Consider the following 19,328-nt stretch of genomic DNA (forward strand, 5'->3'; position numbering starts at 1 on the left):
CTGTAGAGCATTCTAGATTTCTTCATGCGTCTAAACAATACCTTTTCGGTGCTGCGACTAAACACCGCATTAATACTCTTCCCACGCGTCGTCAGGAGCTTGCGTAGCGAACCTCTTGGCTGCGGCCGGCTTGGCCACTACTACAGCACGCTGCTCTGAGCGACGTACGCCATCGTCCTGCGACAGCTTGAAGATGCTGACCGCCTGCGCCAGGTTCTCAGCCTGTTCTTGCATGCTTTCAGCTGCTGCCGCCGCTTCCTCCACCAGTGCAGCGTTTTGCTGGGTCATTTCATCCATCTGCGTGATGGCCTGGTTGACTTCTTCAATACCGTTGCTTTGCTCCTGGGTGGCGGCAGTAATCTCGCCAATGATGTCGGCGACCTGCTTGATCGATGTAACGATGAGGTTCATCGTCTTTCCTGCTTCGTCCACGAGCTTGCTGCCGGCATCGACCTTGGTGACAGAGTCTCCGATCAGTTGTTTGATTTCCTTCGCGGCGGCAGCCGAGCGATGCGCGAGGTTGCGTACTTCCGACGCAACGACGGCAAAGCCGCGTCCCTGTTCGCCGGCGCGCGCTGCTTCGACGGCAGCGTTCAGCGCAAGAATGTTTGTCTGGAATGCGATGCCATCGATGACTCCGATGATGTCGACGATCTTGCTCGAGGACTCTTTTATCGAACCCATGGTTTCAACAACTTGCGATACCACCGTGCCGCCTTTGGACGCCACCGATGATGCCGACACGGCGAGTTGGTTGGCTTGGCGCGCGTTGTCTGCGTTTTGCTTGACCGTGGACGTTAGCTCTTCCATCGACGACGCGGTTTCTTCTAACGAGCTGGCCTGCGCTTCTGTGCGTGAAGACAGGTCTGCATTTCCGGAGGCGATTTCCTGCGATGCAGTGGTAATCATCTCCGTTCCCATGCGGACGTCGCCGACCGTCTTAGCTAGGCTTGCGGTCATGTCCTGAAGCGCCTGCAGCAGCTCGCTGGTCTCGTCCTTGCCCTCCACAACAACGTGGGAGGTGAGCTCGCCAGCCGCCACTTTTTGTGCCACCTTCACCGCGCCTGACAGAGGCACCGTGATCGATCGTGTGATCACCATTGCGAACACCACGCCAATCGCCACAGCCACCGCGCCCAAGCCAAACAGTATCAGCATCAGATGGCGGTCAGAGTCGACCGAATCAGCCATGACTTCCCTTGCGGAAACGGCCTGCATGTCGACCAGCTTGTTGATTTGAGCCAGGGTCTGAGTGTTCAGTGGATCAATGCGGCTGGCTATCAACTTGGCTGCGCCTTCGCTGTTAAAAGCCTGAACCATAAAGATCGCCTCCTTAAAGGCTGCGTCCACCTGGATGTCCAGAGCAGCTATGTCGGACAGCACCTTTTTCTCGACGTCGTCCTGGTCCATTTTTTTCAAGCCACTAACCGCCGCTTCATACTTCTTGCGCTGGTCTTTGACTTTTTCTTCTTCCTTCTGCATCAGGCTGACGTCCGACTGCAGACCGATGTTGCGCATGGCAATTCCAGTCTCCAGCATAGCGCTCTTCATGGCCGCTGCTTGCAAGCTCTTGGCGGTCGAGAGCTCCAATCCATTGGTCAGCTTGGCCTTGTTGCTGTAATTGAGGTAGTAGGCGGTGAATACCATCGCGACCAGAATCAGCAAAATGCTGCCAAAGCCGATACCAAGGCGTACGCCAATTTTAAAGTCGCGCAAATTCATTTCGTCTCCCAATATCTATTTTTTATGGGTTGCCATCGATTCCAGACAACCATCGAGCGCAGCACCAGCGAGCACCAGGGCTGAACTCTGTACGACTGAGAACCCAGCCCTGCTCCGTGATGGCGTCGCTCGCCCTACTGCACCGTGAGGATTACCTTGACGGTGTCATCGACTGCCGATTTCTCGATGTAGCCGATCGCAGTGACGTCGGCCGCTACAGCCTTCTTCACTTCAGCACTGGAGGTTAGCTCCTTAGGCGCCGTACCTTTTCCGGTAAATACTAGCTTGGACCAGATCGCTTTTACCTGCGTGCTGTCCTTGTCCAACACTTTTTTATAGAACTCGTTGCGTAGTGGACCGTCCGCGTGTTCCACGGGTGTGAACAGCGCTGACTTCCCGAGAAAGAACTGCCCGGCTTGTTCGCTGAACATGCGCGTCGCCGGGTTCTTTGGATTAACGATCACTACGATTTCCGCCGCAAAGACAGGGGAGGCCGCTACCCAAACTCCTGCTGCCAAAATCAATTTCCCGATAGTCGTGTTCATGTAGGTTCTCCTTAGAAGACGAAATCGATGGCGACGGCATACACGTTGACGGTGCTGCCAGCAAATCCTGGTTTGGCATTGACGAAGTAGCCCACGCCGTCGCGAGTCTTGATGTGATCAACCTGTACTTTGAACGCGAGAGACTTATAGAAGTCCCAGCGCATCCCAACGGCGGTGGTTGATTGCAGTCCAATCTTGATGGCTCGGTTGGCGCTGGCGCTCAGCGCGGCCAGTGGGCCAGTGGTTGGTAGCCCAGGGAAGTCACGGATGCTGTCCTGCTTGACATCGCCATGCATGATGTATGGAGTGAACTTTTCGTAACGGTAGCCCGCCATTGCGTACCAGGAGGTGGTGTCCTGTACCAACCGGGACTCTGTCTTGCGCTTGGCATATTCCGCCTGTCCGATGATGTTGTGATAGTCCATGGTGATACCGAGGGAATCGAATGTTCCTTTGATATCCGTTAAGCGAACCTGGCTTGCGACTGATGTCAGGCCTGCTTGGTTCAACGATGCCACCAAGGCAGTCCTGCCGGGGTTGTCGTAAATACCGAAGGTGGTTTGCACGTGACCTAAGCGGTACGTGAACGGCCCATTTTCCACCACTAAATTGGATGATATGATGGGTTTGAAATCGATGTAAAAATTTCCGGGAGGGCGTACTCTCGAATTACCTACCTGGAGCTGCGCGGTGACGGTCGTGTCGCCGAAGCTATGTTCGTAGAGGATGTCGCCACCCTGAGTCTCGTTCACGCCGACCTGCGCATACACCTCATTGGGAGGGCGAAGCATTGTGCTGGCATAACCGACGTTGCGCACGTCGGAGATCATGTAAATCGGTACGCCGATTCGGCCAAGACGGACGGCGAAGTCGTCGTTAATTTTGAACTTGACGAAGGCCCACGCCAATTCTGCACCATAAAGGTCATTGGTACCGTTCTTGCGCACCAAACCCTGCGCGGTAAATGAAATAGTGTCGCTCCACTTCGCCGTGGCTTGAATGCCGAAATTCGAATCGACTCCGGTGCGAGCGTCCTTGCCGACGCCGGCAGCTTGGTCGTGTCGGTTGAATTCGGCTTGATCGGAATTAGTCTTGGTCAGAGCACCTGTGCCGAAGCCGCTGATTGTGATCGGACTGTCATCCTGCGCACGGGCAGGTGAAGCAAGGGCGATGAGGACTGCAAGGACTGATATCGCAAGTTCGTGTCGTTTCATTGTGTACCCCTCTAGTGGTTTACGACGGCGTCTTGTCAAGTTCTCTGCGCCTTAGTCAGCGCGGACCGGCAAGGTGGTTATGGAATTCCTTTACATCGAAATGGCACAGTCCGGCCGGTTGTAGCAACGACAAAACTGTGGACGAGCTACGGGGTTTTGCCGGCCAGCTAAATTACAGAGCTGGCCGGTGCTCAACAATTTTTGTGGGATTGACCCAGCGCGTTGTGGCTGCGCTCCTGTTAAGGCACAGTGAGAATCACTTTGACGGTGTCATCGACTTGCGACTTCTCGATGTAGCCGATGGCACTGACATCGGCCGCCACAGCCTTTTTCACTTCCGCGCTGGAGCCCAGCTCCTTGGGTGCCGCCCCCTTGCCAGTAAAGACGAGCTTCGACCAGATCGCCTTTACTTGTGTGCTGTCCTTGTCCAGCACCTTTTTGTAGAACTCATTGCGCAGCGGTCCATCGACGTGTTCCACGGGGGTAAATAGCGCGGATTTTCCGAGAAAGAACTGGCCTGCCTGTTCGCTGAACATGCGCGTTGCCGGATTCTTCGGATTGACGATCACTACGATTTCTGTCGCGAATGCAGGGGCTGCGGCGATGTAGAAGCCTGCTGCCAGCAGCAATTTACCGATAGTCATTTTCATGCTGGCTCTCCTTAGAAGACGAAGTCAATGGCTGCGGAATAGACGTTCACCGTGCTGCCCGCGAAACCAGGTTTCGGATTCAGGAAGTAGCCGGCGCCGTCACGCGTCTTAATGCGGTCCATCTGCATTTTGAACGCCAGCGACTTGTAGAAATCCCAGCGGACGCCGATGGCGTTGGTCGATTGCAGTCCTGTTTTGATTGCTCCGTTTGCACCGGCGCTTAGGCCGGCCAGTGGGCCAGAGGTCGGTAGTTCTGCGAAGTCGCGGAGGCTGTCCTGTTTTGCGTCACCATGCCAAACGTATGGCACGAATTTTCCAATGCGATAGCCCATCATGACGTACCACGAGCTCGTGTCCGGGACCACTCGCGACTCAGTCTTTCGCTTGGCATATTCGGCCTGGCCGACGATGTTGTTGTAGTCCATCGCAATACCAGCAGAGTTAAACGTGCCCTTGATTTTGGTCAGAGGCATTTGGCTGGCAGCAGAACCGAAGCCAATCTGGTTCAATGCCGCTACAAGACCGTTAAGCCCACTGTCGTAAATACCGAAGGTGGTATCTACATGTCCGAGTCGGTAGGTGAAAGGACCATTCTCGACCACCAATTGGGTCGAAATTATTGGCCTGAAATCGACGTAGTAGTTCCCCGGTGCGCGTATCTTGACGCGGCCAATCTGCGCCTGTGCTGAAACGGTGGTGTCGCCGAAGCTATGCTGATACAAGACATCGCCGCCGTCAGCGCTGCTCACCCCAACCTGCGCGTACAACTCATTCGGCGGGCGAAGCATGATGCTGGCGTAGCCGACGTTGCGCACGTCGGAGATCATGTAGATAGGCAGGCCGACGCGGCCGAGGCGAACGGAGAAGTCGTCATTTAGCTTGACCTTAGCGAAAGCCCATGCCAACTCCGCGCCGTAGACGTCGTTGGGACCATTCTTGCGCACGACCCCTTGCGCGGTAAGGGAAATCGTGTCGCTCCATTTTGCCGTGACCTGGATACCGAAGTTCGAATCGACCCCGGTACGAATGTCTTTGCCAACGCCTGCGGCCTGATCGACGCGGCTAAATTCTGCTTGGTCAGAATTGGTCGTGGTCAGAGCCCCTGTGCCGAAGCCGCTGATCGTGATCGGAATGCCATCCTGCGCTTGAGCGGTTAAGGCAAAGGCGTTGAGGACTGCGAAAGCCGATATCGCGAGCTTGGGTCGTTTCATTGTGTGTGTCTCCAGTGGTTGGTGGCGTCTGTTTTTTCGGGACGTTGCGCCATTACTTTGTGCGGCCCGGTAATGTGAATCTGAGGTGTTCTATTTATTGCCGATCTCGTGATAGCTTCTGGCGTCGCTGCAAGTCTTTTTGCTAGCGCATGCTTACACTCGTTACCTAAGCGGAGAGCTTGCCGAAGGTGCTAAGATCGTCGACTCAACACCCAAGATTTCCGTAGCATCGAAGTCCCTTACGTCCTCTGCGAACTCCGGGCTGTGCATGTACCTACTTCCGACTTCCTCGACGTCTGCCCAGGCTGGATAGGAGACCAGCATGTGGAGTCGTGGCTTCTTATCGCTGATAGCAGTCCAGAATCCGTGCGCCTCAATTTCAAACAGCGGGAAGCTGTTCAGATGGCGGGGGCAAATCACTTCCCTATAGAATGCGAGTGCCTGCGGGGAGCGCAGCGTGTACACGCGAAGTTCGAAGATTCGCATTGTCGTTTCCTTTGGGGTGAGAGCCGGTCATCAGCCTGTAGGCCGGTCAGCATGGCGAATTGATGCTGACTAGCGTTGCAAGAGATAGACTTCCACCGATATTCCTCAGTCCGCAGCGTGTGCGGCCGAGCAGATTGAAAACGGATCGCAGGGATTTCGCCAGGCCCTACGAAGTAACGATGCACGCAGTGATCGAGCGCCCCTAAGCTATAGCCTGGTGGATAACGACATCCACTAGAATCAGTGCGAGAATGCCCACCGCCGGCATGACCTGCGTGATTCGCTCGCGCCATTTCAAAAGCGTCCCCAGCGCCACGAGCATCAGAAGTGACAGTCCAACAAGCGCGATAGAACGGGTGGCGGGGAACAGTAAGAGCGTCGCCCCCGCGATTTCCAGGCCTGCAGTCAGAATGCGCGACCCTCTTGGGTACCCCCAGCGCTGAAAGCTGGTCTCGGCGCCGCCGACATTGAAGAGGTTGGCCAGGCCGGCGCCGGCAAATGCTAACGCCGTGATGCCGTTTATTGCGAATGCGGCAATATCCATCACAGCACCCCGCCTTGCGCGGGAGCGGCGCGCATCTGCCAAAAAACCTCGTGCCCCTGCATAATGTAGGCAAACTGACAGCCTAAATCGACGGTAGTGCGCATATCGGACCTCAGTTGCGTTCAGACGATACGAAAGCATACCGCATGAGTTCTAACTATACAATACGAAAGTGTATCGCATGAGCAACACAGGTTCTAGGAAGTGGCGCGAGGATGATCCGCGCAGAATACGTATGGGAGAGAAGCGCGCTGAGATTCTGAATGCTGCACGGCCCATCCTGCTAAGGGATGGCTTGGGTGGGACTTCGCTTGACCGTGTGGCGGCCGAAGGGAAAATATCCAAAATGACCCTTTATCGGCACTTTTCCAGCAAGGAAGCGCTGTTCGAAGGGCTCGTCATGTCCATGTGCGAGTACATTCGCATTGGCCTTGAAAACGCTCCGCTGGCAGACATAAATTTGCCTGCCGAAAAACGGCTCAGAGAGGAGCTGCATGCTTTTGCATTTGCGCTTATTCAGCCTGACGCGTTGGCGCTTTACCGAGTGATCGTTTCGGACGGATGGCGAATTCCCAATCTCTCCAGCGTCTTCGAGCAGACTGGCATGCGCTTAATTAGAAAGCGGATATCGGACTTGCTTGAATTCGGTGGAGTGGCGGCGGATAGAAGAGGCCAAATTGCGGGCGAGGTTGTCGCATTGACGCTAGGCGATGCGTACCAACGTGCTATTTTGGGTATCGCCCAGGAAAATGACCGTGAGGTGTTTGAACAGCAGATTGAGGTCGCCATTGCTCACGCGTTTCAAGGGCTTGGTTCGGTTTGATCTGACAGTTGCCAGATCAGTTAGAATTTTCCAGGAGCCGCCATTCACTAATGTTAGACCTTCGGGATGACCATTTGGAAGTCAGGGCGCGTGAGATAGTGAAACTTGCATCGAGCGTTTAAGAGATGCGTCATTGCAGGACTCAAAATAAAGCAGGTGGGAATGACAAACTACATTCCGAGGCCAGGTAGGCAAACAGGGCAAACAATCAGCTGGTTTACTCCGACAACGGAATTTTCCAATGTGTGCTGCGTCTACTGTGGCGTTACCTTGCATGGACCTTGTGCTCCGGAGTCGGACAAGGAGCACCTCGTTGCTAGGAACTTTGTACCGACTGGAACGATGAAAAGCCCAGCGTTCAATTTCATCTTTCGAGCATGTCGCGTATGCAATTCCCGTAAAGCTGACGCAGAACGGCACGTTTCGAGCGTGACGTTATTCAATTCACCTAGCCGCTTCGAGAGTGCTCACGTTAACGAGATCGCACTTCGAAAAGGGAAGAGCGATTTTCACCCAAATAAAAAGGGCGTCCTAGTGCAGGATGCGCACGAAAATCTGACTATTCGCGGCGCATTCGGCCCCATGTCCGTTAGCTTCGGAATGGTGGGGCCGCCTCGTTTGGATATTCACAAGACAGGCGAGCTTGCATTTAGCCATATACAAGGCTTGTTCGCGCTTATTTGTACGGAGGACTATCAAGACCCGCTAAAAATGCGCTTGCTCCCCCAGGAGCAGTTCATCTGGTACGACTGGTACACATACAGCGACTGGGGCAATCCCCAGGCGGTGGAAATCGCGAAGAGAGTCAATAGTTGGGAATGCCTGGCAAATATTGACTCAGCCGAAGGCTACTTTAAGGCTACGTTACGTCAAAGTGACGAAGGCTTGTTCTGGGCACTGGAATGGAATCAGTACTTAAGGCTTGTAGGCGGTATTAGTTTATCGCGTATGTCGGTTTTTGAAGGGCTACCGGATGAAGGATGGATGGCAACACCGGAGGGACGAATGCGGCAAAACATACCGCACGATACCGATTCCGATCAACTATTTTCGGGAGTTGTCTCTCAGTCTGAATGATCCGAGAGCTTTCTCACACTGGGGATAAGCCAGCGCGGCTTGCGCTTGTGTCGTCCCACATCCAGTGGAGAGCGAGCTCACGCCACCATGCAAATTGCACCTTCGAATCAGATGTATTTATTGTTTTCCGCCGATGGCGGCATGATCCGAAGATGACTCCGCTGAATAGGGAAAATTTGGCCGTGATCGAAGGCGTTCGCTAGAACCTTGACCAGTCCCTCGGCTACTTCTGTTTGCTGCAAATAGGATTCCAGCTTGGGCAGCAGAACCTGGCTGCTCGGTATGGACTTTTTATCGTAGACAGCGAAAGCCGCGCGTGCGGATGCGCCGGTGAGAAGCAGAGCGAGCAGCTGAATGGACTCTTGCTCCATCTCATTAAAAAACATCGTCTGCCTCACAGCAGAATCGGGCGGGTACATATCATCCAATGGTGTAGGGCGAAACCGGAGATTGTCGTTGTATTCGACTAGCGGTATGTCGTGCTTAAGCTGATTGGCCCAGTCGTCGTGGCTTAACCGGACAAAGTCTTTCGGATACGACACCTTGAGATTGTCATACAGAAGAGTGGCGAGATAACGAGTGTTGAGTACGGCTCCCTGGTGGATGGCGCGCACCTGCAGTTCTAATCCGAAGGATAATAAGGAGCTTAGGACATGGCTACGATCTTCGTTGGATGGCGCGGCACCCCTTGGCTTGTTGGCGGCACGCATACGGTATTGGAACCATTTGCTTTCCTGCCCAGCCAGTTGCATCGTCGATAGGTACTGAAGATTGGTTGCGGCCCGATGAAACGTCTCCGGGCTTTTGATGTCCTTCGTCGCGAACCGCCACCATGGTAGCTCGTCTTCCAGGTTGCGCACTGTTGCACTGTCGTCGACGACATCGAGACTGGCGCTGCAAGAAAGTAGCGAGAGTATCTGCATCTGATTAGGGCTGTAGCCCAAGTCGTTAGCATCTTTCGTAGCGTCAATTGCCACGCTCATCGCCAATCGAAATGCACTTTTCTTGGCGCCCTCCAACCTCGCTGTCAATCCGGCTTCATCTCCGAACGCCCTCAAATGATACAGTTCTGCAGAGATGGCGTGGCACTCGGCGATATCCATGACGTTGAATGCCTTATCTGGCGAGAACACTTTGGTATTGGCCGGCAAACGGGTAGTCCATCATGTCCGCACGAGTGAGCAGTCGCACCGGTCCATCAGGTATGCGTAAGACGAATTCATCAAGTTGACCAGTTCTCCCATCGTCAACTCGGAATATTTCGTCGCTGCGCCGTTTCCGAAGAAAATTGCACGTAACTGTATGAGTTTTTCCAAGGCCTCAATGGTGTGAATGACGTAAGCTTTCGTCTGCGCCGACTGCGGATCGACATCAGCGCGGAAGGCGCCTTTCCACGTCACGCGATTGAAGAAAGAGCGAGGGGACTGAAACTCCGGAAAGTGCCCGCTAGCTTCCTTGTATTTTTTCAATACAAAGAGGATGTCCCTGAAAATTGTCTGGTTTAACCTCCAATTAAAGACACCAGCTGGGGTCGAGTACATCAGGGCGTGATGGGCCAGCTCGTGCTGTTCTAGCAGGTAAGCTTTTTTCTCCGTTGGGTCACACTGTGCCCATGCCGACGAAAAGGTGGAGAGCAGACCGCCGGTCAGTTTCTTATCTAGGTGCTTCGACAGTGAAAAATCATGTCGCACCGAGGCGGCAAGAAAGGAAATGTCATAGGTCCCATGTGCATCTGACCAAAGTAGGTCAGAGTCCGGAGAGGTCATGGGTGAGTTCCTTCACTTGGGCGCTAGTGAGTTTACCGGTCACGGTGATCGTCCGATCGCCATTCATTACTGTGACTGATTGCTCCGGTGCCCGCTGACTGATAATTTCCTTTACCAGTCCCAAAAAGGCTGCAATTGCCTCGAGGCCGCCATTTTGCATAAAACTTAGCAAAAGCGTCAACGTTTCGCTGTCCTGGTTGAGCGCCCGGTTTGGCAGGGCGACATCAAATGTGCGAGCCCCAATTTCGGTGCCTTCCAACGCCGTAGCGAACTGGGCACACGAGAGAGTGTCGAGGAAAACTAGTTTGACTGAGATCTGTTCCATAGCGGATATCCATTATTTAAAATGAAATACAAACTAGCATTACTTTCTCAGTTCCACAAGTGGTGAAGCGGATTATTTGGTCTCTAGGGCAGCGGTTGAAAATAGTTGATTCAGACACTCGCTCCTCGGCAATACACTCCTGTTTGGTGTCCAGCTGGCGCTTGCTCGTTCTTTGTACAGTATGGGCCTGTGGGGCGTTGGCATGCGGAACCCTAAGATAGAGCTTGTTTCAAGTGCGTTGCGATGTAGAATAGTTCAACACACTGGAGATCATCATGCACCGCGTTGTCTTTGCCTTCACTTTGGCGCTTTTGCTGAGCGGTCAGGCCGGCGCAGTTACCATGCACATCTGTACGGGGGAGACGCCGCCATATAGCACCGGCGCTGCTAGCGGCACTGCCGATCGCTTGATATTGCAAGCAGCAAAGGAAGTGGGGCTCACTATCGAGTACCACAGCGCACCTCTTGCACGCTGTCGGGAGGAGATCCGCCTCAATTTGTCCGATGGCTTCCCCGCCGCACCATATTCGAAGTTGAGCTCCGGGTACTGCGTTTTCCCTATGAAGGGTAGCGACCCCGATATTGAACGCGCTGTTTTGATTCGGAGGACGTTAGTGTTTCGCCGTATCGGTAGCAAGGCGGAATGGAGCGGCACCGAATTCTCCGAACTGACCACGCCTGTGCTGGTGCAGTTCGGCGCCTACCTGCAACGAGACAATTTGAAGGCGATTGGTGCTCAGGTAGACGATAGCGGTAGGTCCGTGGAAGTCAATTTCGCCAAGATGTTGGCTGGACGTGCCGACCTCGCGGTGGCGCCGGAGCAGAGCGGACTCGCCATGCTTGAGGCACCGTCGTATGCTGGCAAGATTGAAGCACTTCCAATTCCATTCAGTAACCAGGCCTACTACCTGATCGTATCTAAGCGCTTCTACGAGGCTAACTCAGAACTGATGCAGAAGCTCTGGGACGCCATGGGGCGTATTCGACGCTCCCAAGAGCAGATAGCTCAGCGGAAAACCACGCGCAGGCGGTGAGCTTTGATTTAGGAACTCCATTGGCAAGCCTTGTACTTTGGAGTGATATTCGTTGATCGCATGTGTTTTTAATGAACCTCGCGAATTTTGGAAAATTTATGCTATTACTGACGTCTTCCCTTTTTGATGTTTTAAAGCCAATTCCTGGGAAAAAAATCAAGTATTATGATTTGTTCATATCACAATATACTTTGGTTACAACATCAACAGTTGTTGCTCAATGCAACCTAATGCCTGAAATGTTTGGTGAGACTACGGAAGTTCTCGATTCTCATGTTGACCGTTTTATTGCAGGAATACCTGACCAGTCGAAAGAAATTAGGGAAACATATGGAATTTACAGTCGAGCAGCAGGTGTAAATCCTGGTATTGTTGCGCAGGAGAGCGAAGCGCGAGTCTTCATCTCTAGTGAGTTTGAGGCGGAATCAAAAAAATATGGAATGTCCAACAGAGAGTTGGTTATAAGTTCATTGAACGCATCGGCATTTTTGCAATACTTTTTCCTTTTTGAAAATTCACTGGTGAAGATGTATCAAAGTAAATATCAACCTCGCGAAGAATCACAGGCTAAACTGAGTGCCAAGGATGTTATTGCTAAGTGCTTGAAGGGAAAGGTTATGCATGATGATGTTGAAGAACTATTTTTTAAAAATTTAAAGAAGAGAAGTAAATTCTTTGAAAATTTTTCGCAATTAGAGTCTGTGTGGAAATTATTGAATTTTATAAGAAATCGCCAGGTTCATTATGGCGGAAAATATGAAGGCCGTGCACCTGCGGCATTTGAGGGACATGTCGAAAGGATTTGCGAATCCTATAGGGATGCCGCCGATATGACGTTGTCTGTGGTTTTGCTTCTTAATGTTCTGGAGCCTCTGCAAGAGCAGGTGAGGAAACATGGATATATGGTTTTCAACGATTCTCTAGAGAATTTAATGAGGAACTATTCTTTATTTGTCATGGAATCCTTGTATCTGACGGAAAAATGAACCACCAATGGCTGGTATCTGATTGACACACATATAACGGGTGAGTGCGGTTAGATCACCAGCATTGTGGAAGCAGCAACAAAGGTTTGTCGTGATGAGTCGCGAGGTAGAATAGTTCCACGTTTTTGGGGATATTCATGCGTAGCATTGATGTCTGTGCGCTCATCATTTGGCTTTCGCTGTTTTCTCCGGCGGGCGCCGTCACGATGCATATCTGTACGGGCGAATCGCCCATACTGCCGTTCACGACCCCCGACGCTCACGGTATTGCCGATCAGCTGATACAACAAGCTGCGAAGGAAGTAGGCCTTACTATCGAGTACCACCGTGCGCCGTTGGTCCGGTGCCAAGCCGAGATGCGTGCCAACGTTTCTGATGCTTATCCCGCTGCTCCATACACCCAGGCGACGGCCAGCTTTTGCGTCTTTCCCATGAAGGGTACGGATCCCGATGTGGAGCGCGCAATCCTGACCAGGAGGACCCTGGTATTTCGCCGCTTGGGTAGTCGTACAGAGTGGAGTGGAACCCGCTTCACCGACTTGTCCACACCGGTCTTAACGCCGTCTGGAATGAATTCGTTGCCGGTGCTCTTGGGCGGGCTCGGCGTTCGAGTGGACTCAAGCGGAAAGTCAGTGGAGGCCAACTTTGCAAAGATGCTTGCCGGCCGCGCGGATGTCGCCATAGCACCTGAACATAGCGGCCTTGCCATAATCTCGCAGCCACCGTATGCCGGGAAGATTGAGGCGCTGCCAATACCGTTTACCAGCCAACCGTATTATCTGATTGTTTCGAAGCGCTTCTACCAGGCCAATTCTGAGCTGATGGACAAATTGTGGAACGTGATTGGACGCCTCAGAAATGCAGCGGACCGGGAACCGCAACGAAAACTAGCCCGTAAGCCATGAAAGCTGAGCGGCGCAGTTCCAGGGTAGGAATGCGATGTAGACTGCGCTGCAAAGACGTATACCGATATCGAAAAAAATCCAGTACTACTAAATCGATTTCGAAGAAATGCTTGTATCTCTTCCGGATGAAAAACGGTCCGATCGAAAATATGATCGGACCTTGGCAGCGCTACCTCAGCGCTATAATGTTCTTGTCTTTAGGGAATCATTTTAACTGAACGCGATTACCTGAAATGGCGCTTTTTCTTCAGGATCGGGATGCGCGACAGCGCGTCTAGCGGCCTTGGCGCATCGCAATTAGTGTTTGGAAAGTACAAAGCGAATAACCTTGGTGTCATTCGATGTCGATGCGCTACTGACTTGGGTTCCAACGGAGCTAGTAGGTTGGTAGAAGGTCTGGCCAGCCGTATAAACAATAGGCGCCTCGCCTCGCACGCGCACGGACACTGAACCCTGCGCGACGTAGCCGTAGCCGGTGGTGCCGGCCGCCAGTAACGGCAGCGCGCCACCAGCGGGCAGTGTTTGCTCATAGACATTCATCGTATTGGCCGCTGCTACCTGCGGCTGTTGCGACGGAAAGCTACGACGGTCAATTTTTTCGGTCAGTGGCACGGGGAATACAATGAAAGGCTCGCCGTCCCGTTCAAAGTTAATATCGGTGAAGACGGCTTCTTCGGTTTGCGAGGCGTTGTCGAAATGAACAATATTGGGGCCGACTGGTTCATAGAACACGTCCCCCGCGTTCAGAAGCACTGGCTCCTGGCCTTCCACCTGATAGTAGATCTTGCCCTTGGACACATATCCGAATACAGGCGCCAAATGGGTGTGTTTGGGTGCCAGCTGGCCGGGCGCAAAGTGGAAGTCGCCGATTTCAACTTTGGTCACGGGGCGTGTTGCAAATTGCTGAGTCAACAGGATTTTCGACGTTGGCTCGGCAGCCTGTAAGGAACCGTGTGCGCCCGCTGCAAAAGCGGTGACGACGAGAGTAGTGGCAAAGGCTAGCGGCGATATGATCAATTTGGCGTTCATGTTGATTTCCTGAATTGGATTTAGAAGATTTTGGGCGGCGATTTAACGCACTCGCGCTTCGATGAGTTCGATACGGTAGCCGTCTGGATCGGCAATAAAAGCAATGACGTCGCGTTCGCTTCCATCTGCGGGCCCATGGCTCATCGGCCCGGGTTCGCGCAGGACTGTAACGCCGGCTGCGCGTAGTTGCGTGACGGTCTCGTACAGATCAGTGACCGCCACGGCCACATGTCCCCATGCAGTGCCATGTTCGTAGTGATCGGTGTCCCAGTTATGCGTCAACTCCAGGACGGCCTGCTCGTTTTCCTGGCCGTAACCAATGAATGCGAGCGAGAATCGACCTTGAGGGTATTGCTCAAGCCGTATCAGCTTCATACGCAAAACGTGGGTGTAAAACTCGACGGAGCGGTTCAGATCGGTAACGCGGAACATGGTATGGAGCAGTCTTGCGTTGTCCAGCGGCCGGACGTCATTGGTAGGCGGCATTGTGTGCATAGTGTCGGGAAGTCGTTAAGGAGATGGAGTGGCACAAAGCTAAGTCGAAAAAAAGGACTGCTTTGGCGCCTGATTTTGCGGGGCGTCCCCGACTATCGCACGCGGTCACGCAATTTCACGGTCAATCATTCGCGGAGGCAGAGTGCATGAAGAAGGGCGATCCCATGTCCAACGATGCTGCCTTGACTACCGCCGCGTCGAACAACCGTGTTGTGTAGGCAACGTTCAATTTCGCCGCCTCACTAGGGAAATATTCAAGTACGAAGCGAGTCGCGTTGTCGATTGTATCGAACGCATAAAAGCCGCCCACGGAGTGGGTATGCACTCCGCTTAACCAAGTTTTATGGAGGAGGCCAGGCTGGCCCTTTAAGATGGGATTCATGTCGCGCCAAGGCGCCTCTGCAAACGGCGCAGAAATCTGGGCTTCGGTGTACACGAAAGCTCCGGGCTCTTGAGTCAGCGAACCGCCAAAATGCATCGAGTTTAAGAACTTACTGGCTTCTTCAACCTCGGATGCGTCGAATACCCGAGTGGTTTGCGCGACGCCAATCTGGGCCGCTTCGAGCGGGAAATAGCCAGTGACGAATGCCTTGGCCGATTCTATCGAGTCGAACTGATACAAGCCCCCCAAGGATTGGTTACTTACGCCTGCAAGCCATGTCTTATTGACAAATCCCGGCTGAGCTTTAATTACCAGATTCAGCTCACGCCAAGGCGCTTCGGAAAAAGGCATCGCCAGTTGCAACTCGGTATAAACGAAAGCGTTTGATGACATATAGACTCCGATAAATGGTAAGGCGCTGTTCGCAGCGCGCGACAGTCCGTCTTACTGTAGCAATCATTAGATAACGATCGCTATGTAATGAAGATTATAGGTGGTTAGCGACCATGTCAAGTGTTGATATAGCGATCGTTATGAAAGGATTTCGATATGCGCTATAAAACAGGACATCGAGAACTGGCCAAGAGCCGCATCCTTGCCGCAGTCGGCAAGGGGTTTCGCAGGCACGGTTATGGCGGGATAGGCATCGATGGCTTAGCAAAAGAAGCCGAAGTCACCTCTGGTGCTTTTTACGGCCATTTCGGATCGAAGGCAGATGCCTTTATGCAAGCGATGGTCGACGGTATGACGTCGCTACGCGAAGGCATTGAAGGGTTTCAAACCGAACATGGCAATGCTTGGCTGGAGCGATTCGTTGATTTTTACTTGGGCTTCAAACGTACTTGTGATTTGGGTGACGCCTGCGCTTTCCAGGTCCTGACGCCAGAGGTAGTAAGGGCCGGCGCCGATTTTCACCAGGCTTACGAGGCAGAGTTGTTGCTCGTGATCGAAACGGTGGCCCACGGTTTACCTGGTAGTAAAATCTCGGCAGTAGACCGCGCATGGACGCTGATGCTGTTACTCTCAGGCAGCGTTACCACAGCTAGGGCGGTCGATAGCGTAGCGCTTTCGGAAAAAATTGCCCACAGCTCCCGGACTGCGGCACTGGCTATTGCTCGAGGTGATTAACGCATGAAGGGCCGGTGTTGGGTTTCAGTGCTGGGTGAGCCTGGGGGGCAGTGCTGCGACCGAGCTTTTCGTCAACGCTTAACGCTGCGTACTTATTGATGACCAGCAGAGCGACATCTATGAGTTGCTCTATACCCGGCAAGCGTCTGGCCAGTGCCGTCTTGAGCAATCCAGCATTTTGACTGATGATGGCATCACACCGCTGGCAAGCTGCGTGTTTTTCAGATGGCCGCAGCAGCGAAGTCACAGTTCCAGGTCAGGAAGTCGTCAACGCGCTTGACGGGGGCGCAATGATCGACTTGCTTTTGTAAGACATGACTTGTCCCCAGCGACTAGTTGAGCAGACGCAATCAGAAGTGACCTGAGCGCGTCGACATTTCGTGAAACACTCCCCGAAGCCTTCTCTTTTGTTTTTCTTCCAAACCCCTCGATATTGCGTTCGAGCCTAAGGCTCCCCTTGCAGGCGATCATTCACGGTTGGCGTAATATCAGTTCGAAGCAAGTTTTACTTCGTGCGTCGAATGCTCTTCTTTGATTTTTCCAACTCAGGCTGGCACCCTCTGACGAAATCTCCGACCAGTCGCTCCGCAAGTTTGTTCGCGCGCTCAATTCCATCCTTGATGCGTTGGTTCATCGTCAACGAAATCAGCCCGTGCAAAAAGGCCCAATACAGTTCGGCCTGTTCTTCGCTTTCTTCCCCGCGTTCGCCGCCGCGCGCCTCCAGTAGCGCGATAATTGGCTCGTGGAAGTCGTCGTAGCATGCACGCACCTCAGCTGGTGTGTGTTCGGTGCCGAAGGGAATGCCGGCCAAGCCGTGCATCAGCTGATATGGAACCGGATTGTCGAAGGCGAACTTCCAGTAGGCCATTCCAACCTTCTCGACGGTGACCGATGGTTCCGCGTCGCCAGCCCTGGCTTGCTGTAGCAATTCATGCAAGGCGCCAAACCCTTGTCCCATCAGCTCCACGAGCACAGCTTCCTTGCTTTCAAAGTAGCCGTAAATCAGTGCTGGGCTGTATTCGATGTCCGCTGCGATGCCACGGATCGTCAGTTTTGCCCAGCCGTCGCGTTCCGAGATGCGCCTTGCAGCGTCGAGAATCGCCGCTCGCACCACTGATTTTTCACGTTCTCGCCGTTCCTGCACTCCCATCAAGCACTCCTAATATGTTGTTTTTGCCCGTCAGGATGACTGGCAGGGATTTTACCGCACGTCGGTATTTTATCATTGACAGATTTGTGAACAGTGTTTAGTCTGTGTTCATCGTTTATTTTGTTGATCACAAGGAGTAGCAAAAATGTCAAATTCCGGTTCGAGTGGTGATGCGTCGTTCACTGGTTTTCGCGTAGATGTGCTGGCCTGCAAGGTGCCAATGAATGTGCAAAAAGATGTGATGGTGGAAACGCGCGACGGCGTGCGCGTGGCTATGGATATCTACCGGCCAGAAGGCCCGGGGCCTTTCCCGACCCTGTACGCGGTTTCCCCATACAACAAGGACACCATCGGCCTGCCACCTCACGGTGTCTTCCGCTGGCGCGAAGCCGGCAACATCGGCCGCTGGGTGGAGCAGGGTTACGCGTTCGTGCACGCCGATACGCGTGGAACCGGCGCCAGCGAGGGTGAATGGCTGGCCTGCTCGGAAGAAGAGCAGACCGACATGTATGACACCATCGAATGGATTGCGGCGCAGTCCTGGTCGACTGGCAAAGTTGGCATGATTGGCGAGTCCTACTACGCCTATCCGCAGTGGCTCGCCGCTGCAACCAACCCGCCGCACCTGGCCTGTATCGCCCCTTACGACGGCCTGGTCGACTTGTACCGCGACGTGGTCTATCACGGTGGCCTGTGCTCGGCCGGCTTCATCGCCTGGTGGTCGACCAATACCCGTGCGCTCACGCTGCTCGAACGCGGCGACGGCCCACATCCTAATAACGGTGGTGGTGACATCGTCGGCGACTGGCTGCGTAACCCAACGATGAATGACTTCTGGCGTGTCCGGTCGGCGTTCGACAAGTTCAAGGACATCAAAACGCCGTTCTATTCGATTGCCAACTGGACTGCGGTCGGCATCCACCTGCGCGGCAATCTGCTGGCATACGAGCAAATCGATGCGCCGAAAAAATTGATGGTCGCGGGTGGCAACAACCACCATTCGCCGATCGAGGTATACCATTCCGACGAGGTGCACACGGAATTGACTCGCTGGTACGACTACTGGCTCAAGGGCATCGACACCGGCATCATGGACGAAGCGCCGGTCAAGATCTGGGTTAACAACGAAGGCTGGCGCGAAGAGCAGGAGTGGCCGCTGGCCCGCGTCGAGTACAAGTCCTTGTACCTTTCGAGTGCCAAGGCGGGTGCAGTCAATTCGCTCAACGATGGCTCGCTGTCGTGGGAGGCACCTGCATCGGACGACGCAACGCGCCTGGACTATCCGCACAAGGAATGGGGCGGTTGGCCTGGCTTCGGCAGTGCAGCAATGACGCCGAACGGTATGGACAACAGCGCCAAGGTGCTGACCTTTACCTCGGCACCGCTGGAAGAGGACATGGAGATCACCGGACCGATCAACCTCAAGCTGTGGATTTCCTCGACCGAGACCGACGCGGACATCATCGCGAAGGTGTACGAGGTTCCTCAGCAAGCCGCTCCAGGCCCACTGCGCCCGATGACGCGCGGTTGGCTCAAGGCTTCCCATCGTGCCTTGGATCCTGCTTTGTCCCTGCCTGGTCGTCCATTCCACCCGCACGACAAACGCGAACTGCTGGAGCCGAAAAAAATCTATCCAGTGGAAGTTGAAGTCTGGCCGACATCGCAGCTGCTGAAGAAGGGTAGCCGCATCCGCCTGGACTTGGCCAATGCTGATAGCCCAGTGTTCGACATGCCGTTCAACCACCACTACGGTTGCAAGCAGGGTACCGACTGGTACCACCACGATGCGGAACACCCAAGCCAAATGCTGTTGCCGGTAGTGCCACGGGGCTGAGCACTCACCAACATAAAAATAC

At 53.6% G+C, this 19,328-nt stretch carries 21 protein-coding genes; 7 read left to right on the forward strand and 14 right to left on the reverse strand.

The window, feature by feature from the left end; translation table 11 throughout:
• Positions 1–69: 69 nt before the first annotated feature.
• From GTP46_RS26840 to GTP46_RS26870, 7 genes are all read right to left on the reverse strand, one after another.
• Complete coding sequence (locus tag GTP46_RS26840; protein WP_161009698.1) at positions 70–1,722, reverse strand: methyl-accepting chemotaxis protein; 1,653 nt, start codon at positions 1,720–1,722, stop codon at positions 70–72.
• A gap of 134 nt (positions 1,723–1,856) precedes the next feature.
• Positions 1,857–2,267, reverse strand: a complete 411-nt coding sequence (locus GTP46_RS26845) for a type 2 periplasmic-binding domain-containing protein (RefSeq protein ID WP_161009699.1) — start codon at positions 2,265–2,267, stop codon at positions 1,857–1,859.
• Positions 2,268–2,278: 11 nt separating this feature from the next.
• Positions 2,279–3,481 carry a porin gene (locus tag GTP46_RS26850; protein ID WP_161009700.1) on the reverse strand — a complete coding sequence of 401 codons (1,203 nt, stop codon included), beginning with the start codon at positions 3,479–3,481 and terminating at the stop codon, positions 2,279–2,281.
• Positions 3,482–3,720: 239 nt separating this feature from the next.
• On the reverse strand, positions 3,721–4,131 hold the full coding sequence (locus GTP46_RS26855) for a type 2 periplasmic-binding domain-containing protein (RefSeq protein WP_161009701.1): 411 nt from the start codon (positions 4,129–4,131) through the stop codon (positions 3,721–3,723).
• Positions 4,132–4,142: 11 nt separating this feature from the next.
• Positions 4,143–5,342: a hypothetical protein gene (locus tag GTP46_RS26860; RefSeq protein WP_202414453.1), complete on the reverse strand. Its 1,200-nt coding sequence runs from the start codon at positions 5,340–5,342 to the stop codon at positions 4,143–4,145.
• A gap of 162 nt (positions 5,343–5,504) precedes the next feature.
• Positions 5,505–5,828: an NIPSNAP family protein gene (locus GTP46_RS26865; protein WP_161009702.1), complete on the reverse strand. Its 324-nt coding sequence runs from the start codon at positions 5,826–5,828 to the stop codon at positions 5,505–5,507.
• Between the two features lie 202 nt (positions 5,829–6,030).
• The gene (locus GTP46_RS26870) at positions 6,031–6,372 is read right to left on the reverse strand and encodes a DoxX family protein (RefSeq protein WP_161009703.1); all 342 of its coding nucleotides are present in this window, start codon (positions 6,370–6,372) and stop codon (positions 6,031–6,033) included.
• 181 nt (positions 6,373–6,553) lie between these two features.
• Between GTP46_RS26870 and GTP46_RS26875 the strand changes: the two genes are divergently transcribed.
• Together GTP46_RS26875 and GTP46_RS26880 are read left to right on the forward strand one after the other, a co-directional pair.
• On the forward strand, positions 6,554–7,195 hold the full coding sequence (locus GTP46_RS26875; protein WP_161009704.1) for a TetR/AcrR family transcriptional regulator: 642 nt from the start codon (positions 6,554–6,556) through the stop codon (positions 7,193–7,195).
• 429 nt (positions 7,196–7,624) lie between these two features.
• Positions 7,625–8,272 (forward strand): hypothetical protein, encoded by a 648-nt coding sequence (locus GTP46_RS26880; protein ID WP_161009705.1) that lies wholly within the window; start codon positions 7,625–7,627, stop codon positions 8,270–8,272.
• 107 nt (positions 8,273–8,379) lie between these two features.
• On the opposite strand, the gene GTP46_RS26885 is transcribed toward GTP46_RS26880, so the two are convergent.
• Genes GTP46_RS26885 through GTP46_RS26895 form a run of 3 tightly spaced genes read right to left on the reverse strand, consistent with a single transcriptional unit; the run spans position 8,380 to position 10,363 of the window.
• Positions 8,380–9,423 carry a hypothetical protein gene (locus GTP46_RS26885; RefSeq protein WP_161009706.1) on the reverse strand — a complete coding sequence of 348 codons (1,044 nt, stop codon included), beginning with the start codon at positions 9,421–9,423 and terminating at the stop codon, positions 8,380–8,382.
• Between the two features lie 12 nt (positions 9,424–9,435).
• Positions 9,436–10,038 (reverse strand): hypothetical protein, encoded by a 603-nt coding sequence (locus tag GTP46_RS26890; protein WP_161009707.1) that lies wholly within the window; start codon positions 10,036–10,038, stop codon positions 9,436–9,438.
• Entirely contained in the window at positions 10,019–10,363 is a 345-nt protein-coding gene (locus GTP46_RS26895; protein WP_161009708.1) for a hypothetical protein, read from the reverse strand. The genes GTP46_RS26890 and GTP46_RS26895 overlap by 20 nt, the downstream gene beginning before the upstream one ends.
• 275 nt (positions 10,364–10,638) lie before the next feature.
• Here GTP46_RS26895 and GTP46_RS26900 point away from each other — a divergent pair, with 275 nt between their 5' ends.
• The 3 genes from GTP46_RS26900 to GTP46_RS26910 all read left to right on the forward strand — a co-directional run bounded on the left by GTP46_RS26900 (position 10,639) and on the right by GTP46_RS26910 (position 13,288).
• Complete coding sequence (locus GTP46_RS26900) at positions 10,639–11,397, forward strand: transporter substrate-binding domain-containing protein (protein WP_161009709.1); 759 nt, start codon at positions 10,639–10,641, stop codon at positions 11,395–11,397.
• Between the two features lie 98 nt (positions 11,398–11,495).
• Entirely contained in the window at positions 11,496–12,383 is an 888-nt protein-coding gene (locus GTP46_RS26905) for a hypothetical protein (RefSeq protein ID WP_161009710.1), read from the forward strand.
• 137 nt (positions 12,384–12,520) lie between these two features.
• On the forward strand, positions 12,521–13,288 hold the full coding sequence (locus GTP46_RS26910) for a type 2 periplasmic-binding domain-containing protein (RefSeq protein ID WP_161009711.1): 768 nt from the start codon (positions 12,521–12,523) through the stop codon (positions 13,286–13,288).
• Between the two features lie 297 nt (positions 13,289–13,585).
• On the opposite strand, the gene GTP46_RS26915 is transcribed toward GTP46_RS26910, so the two are convergent.
• The 3 genes from GTP46_RS26915 to GTP46_RS26925 all read right to left on the reverse strand — a co-directional run bounded on the left by GTP46_RS26915 (position 13,586) and on the right by GTP46_RS26925 (position 15,587).
• Positions 13,586–14,317 carry a cupin domain-containing protein gene (locus tag GTP46_RS26915; protein WP_161009712.1) on the reverse strand — a complete coding sequence of 244 codons (732 nt, stop codon included), beginning with the start codon at positions 14,315–14,317 and terminating at the stop codon, positions 13,586–13,588.
• 42 nt (positions 14,318–14,359) lie between these two features.
• On the reverse strand, positions 14,360–14,803 hold the full coding sequence (gene gloA, locus GTP46_RS26920; RefSeq protein ID WP_161009713.1) for a lactoylglutathione lyase: 444 nt from the start codon (positions 14,801–14,803) through the stop codon (positions 14,360–14,362).
• 130 nt (positions 14,804–14,933) lie between these two features.
• Positions 14,934–15,587 (reverse strand): hypothetical protein, encoded by a 654-nt coding sequence (locus GTP46_RS26925; RefSeq protein ID WP_161009714.1) that lies wholly within the window; start codon positions 15,585–15,587, stop codon positions 14,934–14,936.
• 156 nt (positions 15,588–15,743) lie between these two features.
• Between GTP46_RS26925 and GTP46_RS26930 the strand changes: the two genes are divergently transcribed.
• Positions 15,744–16,322 carry a TetR/AcrR family transcriptional regulator gene (locus GTP46_RS26930; RefSeq protein ID WP_161009715.1) on the forward strand — a complete coding sequence of 193 codons (579 nt, stop codon included), beginning with the start codon at positions 15,744–15,746 and terminating at the stop codon, positions 16,320–16,322.
• 505 nt (positions 16,323–16,827) lie between these two features.
• Here GTP46_RS26930 and GTP46_RS26935 read toward each other — a convergent pair.
• Complete coding sequence (locus tag GTP46_RS26935; protein ID WP_161009716.1) at positions 16,828–17,472, reverse strand: TetR/AcrR family transcriptional regulator; 645 nt, start codon at positions 17,470–17,472, stop codon at positions 16,828–16,830.
• Positions 17,473–17,617: 145 nt separating this feature from the next.
• On the opposite strand from GTP46_RS26935, the gene GTP46_RS26940 reads away from it, so the two are divergent.
• Positions 17,618–19,306 (forward strand): CocE/NonD family hydrolase, encoded by a 1,689-nt coding sequence (locus tag GTP46_RS26940; protein ID WP_161009717.1) that lies wholly within the window; start codon positions 17,618–17,620, stop codon positions 19,304–19,306.
• The last annotated feature ends 22 nt before the right edge of the window (positions 19,307–19,328 follow it).

It is taken from the genome of Duganella flavida, assembly GCF_009857445.1.
Lineage (GTDB): Bacteria > Pseudomonadota > Gammaproteobacteria > Burkholderiales > Burkholderiaceae_D > Rugamonas > Rugamonas flavida.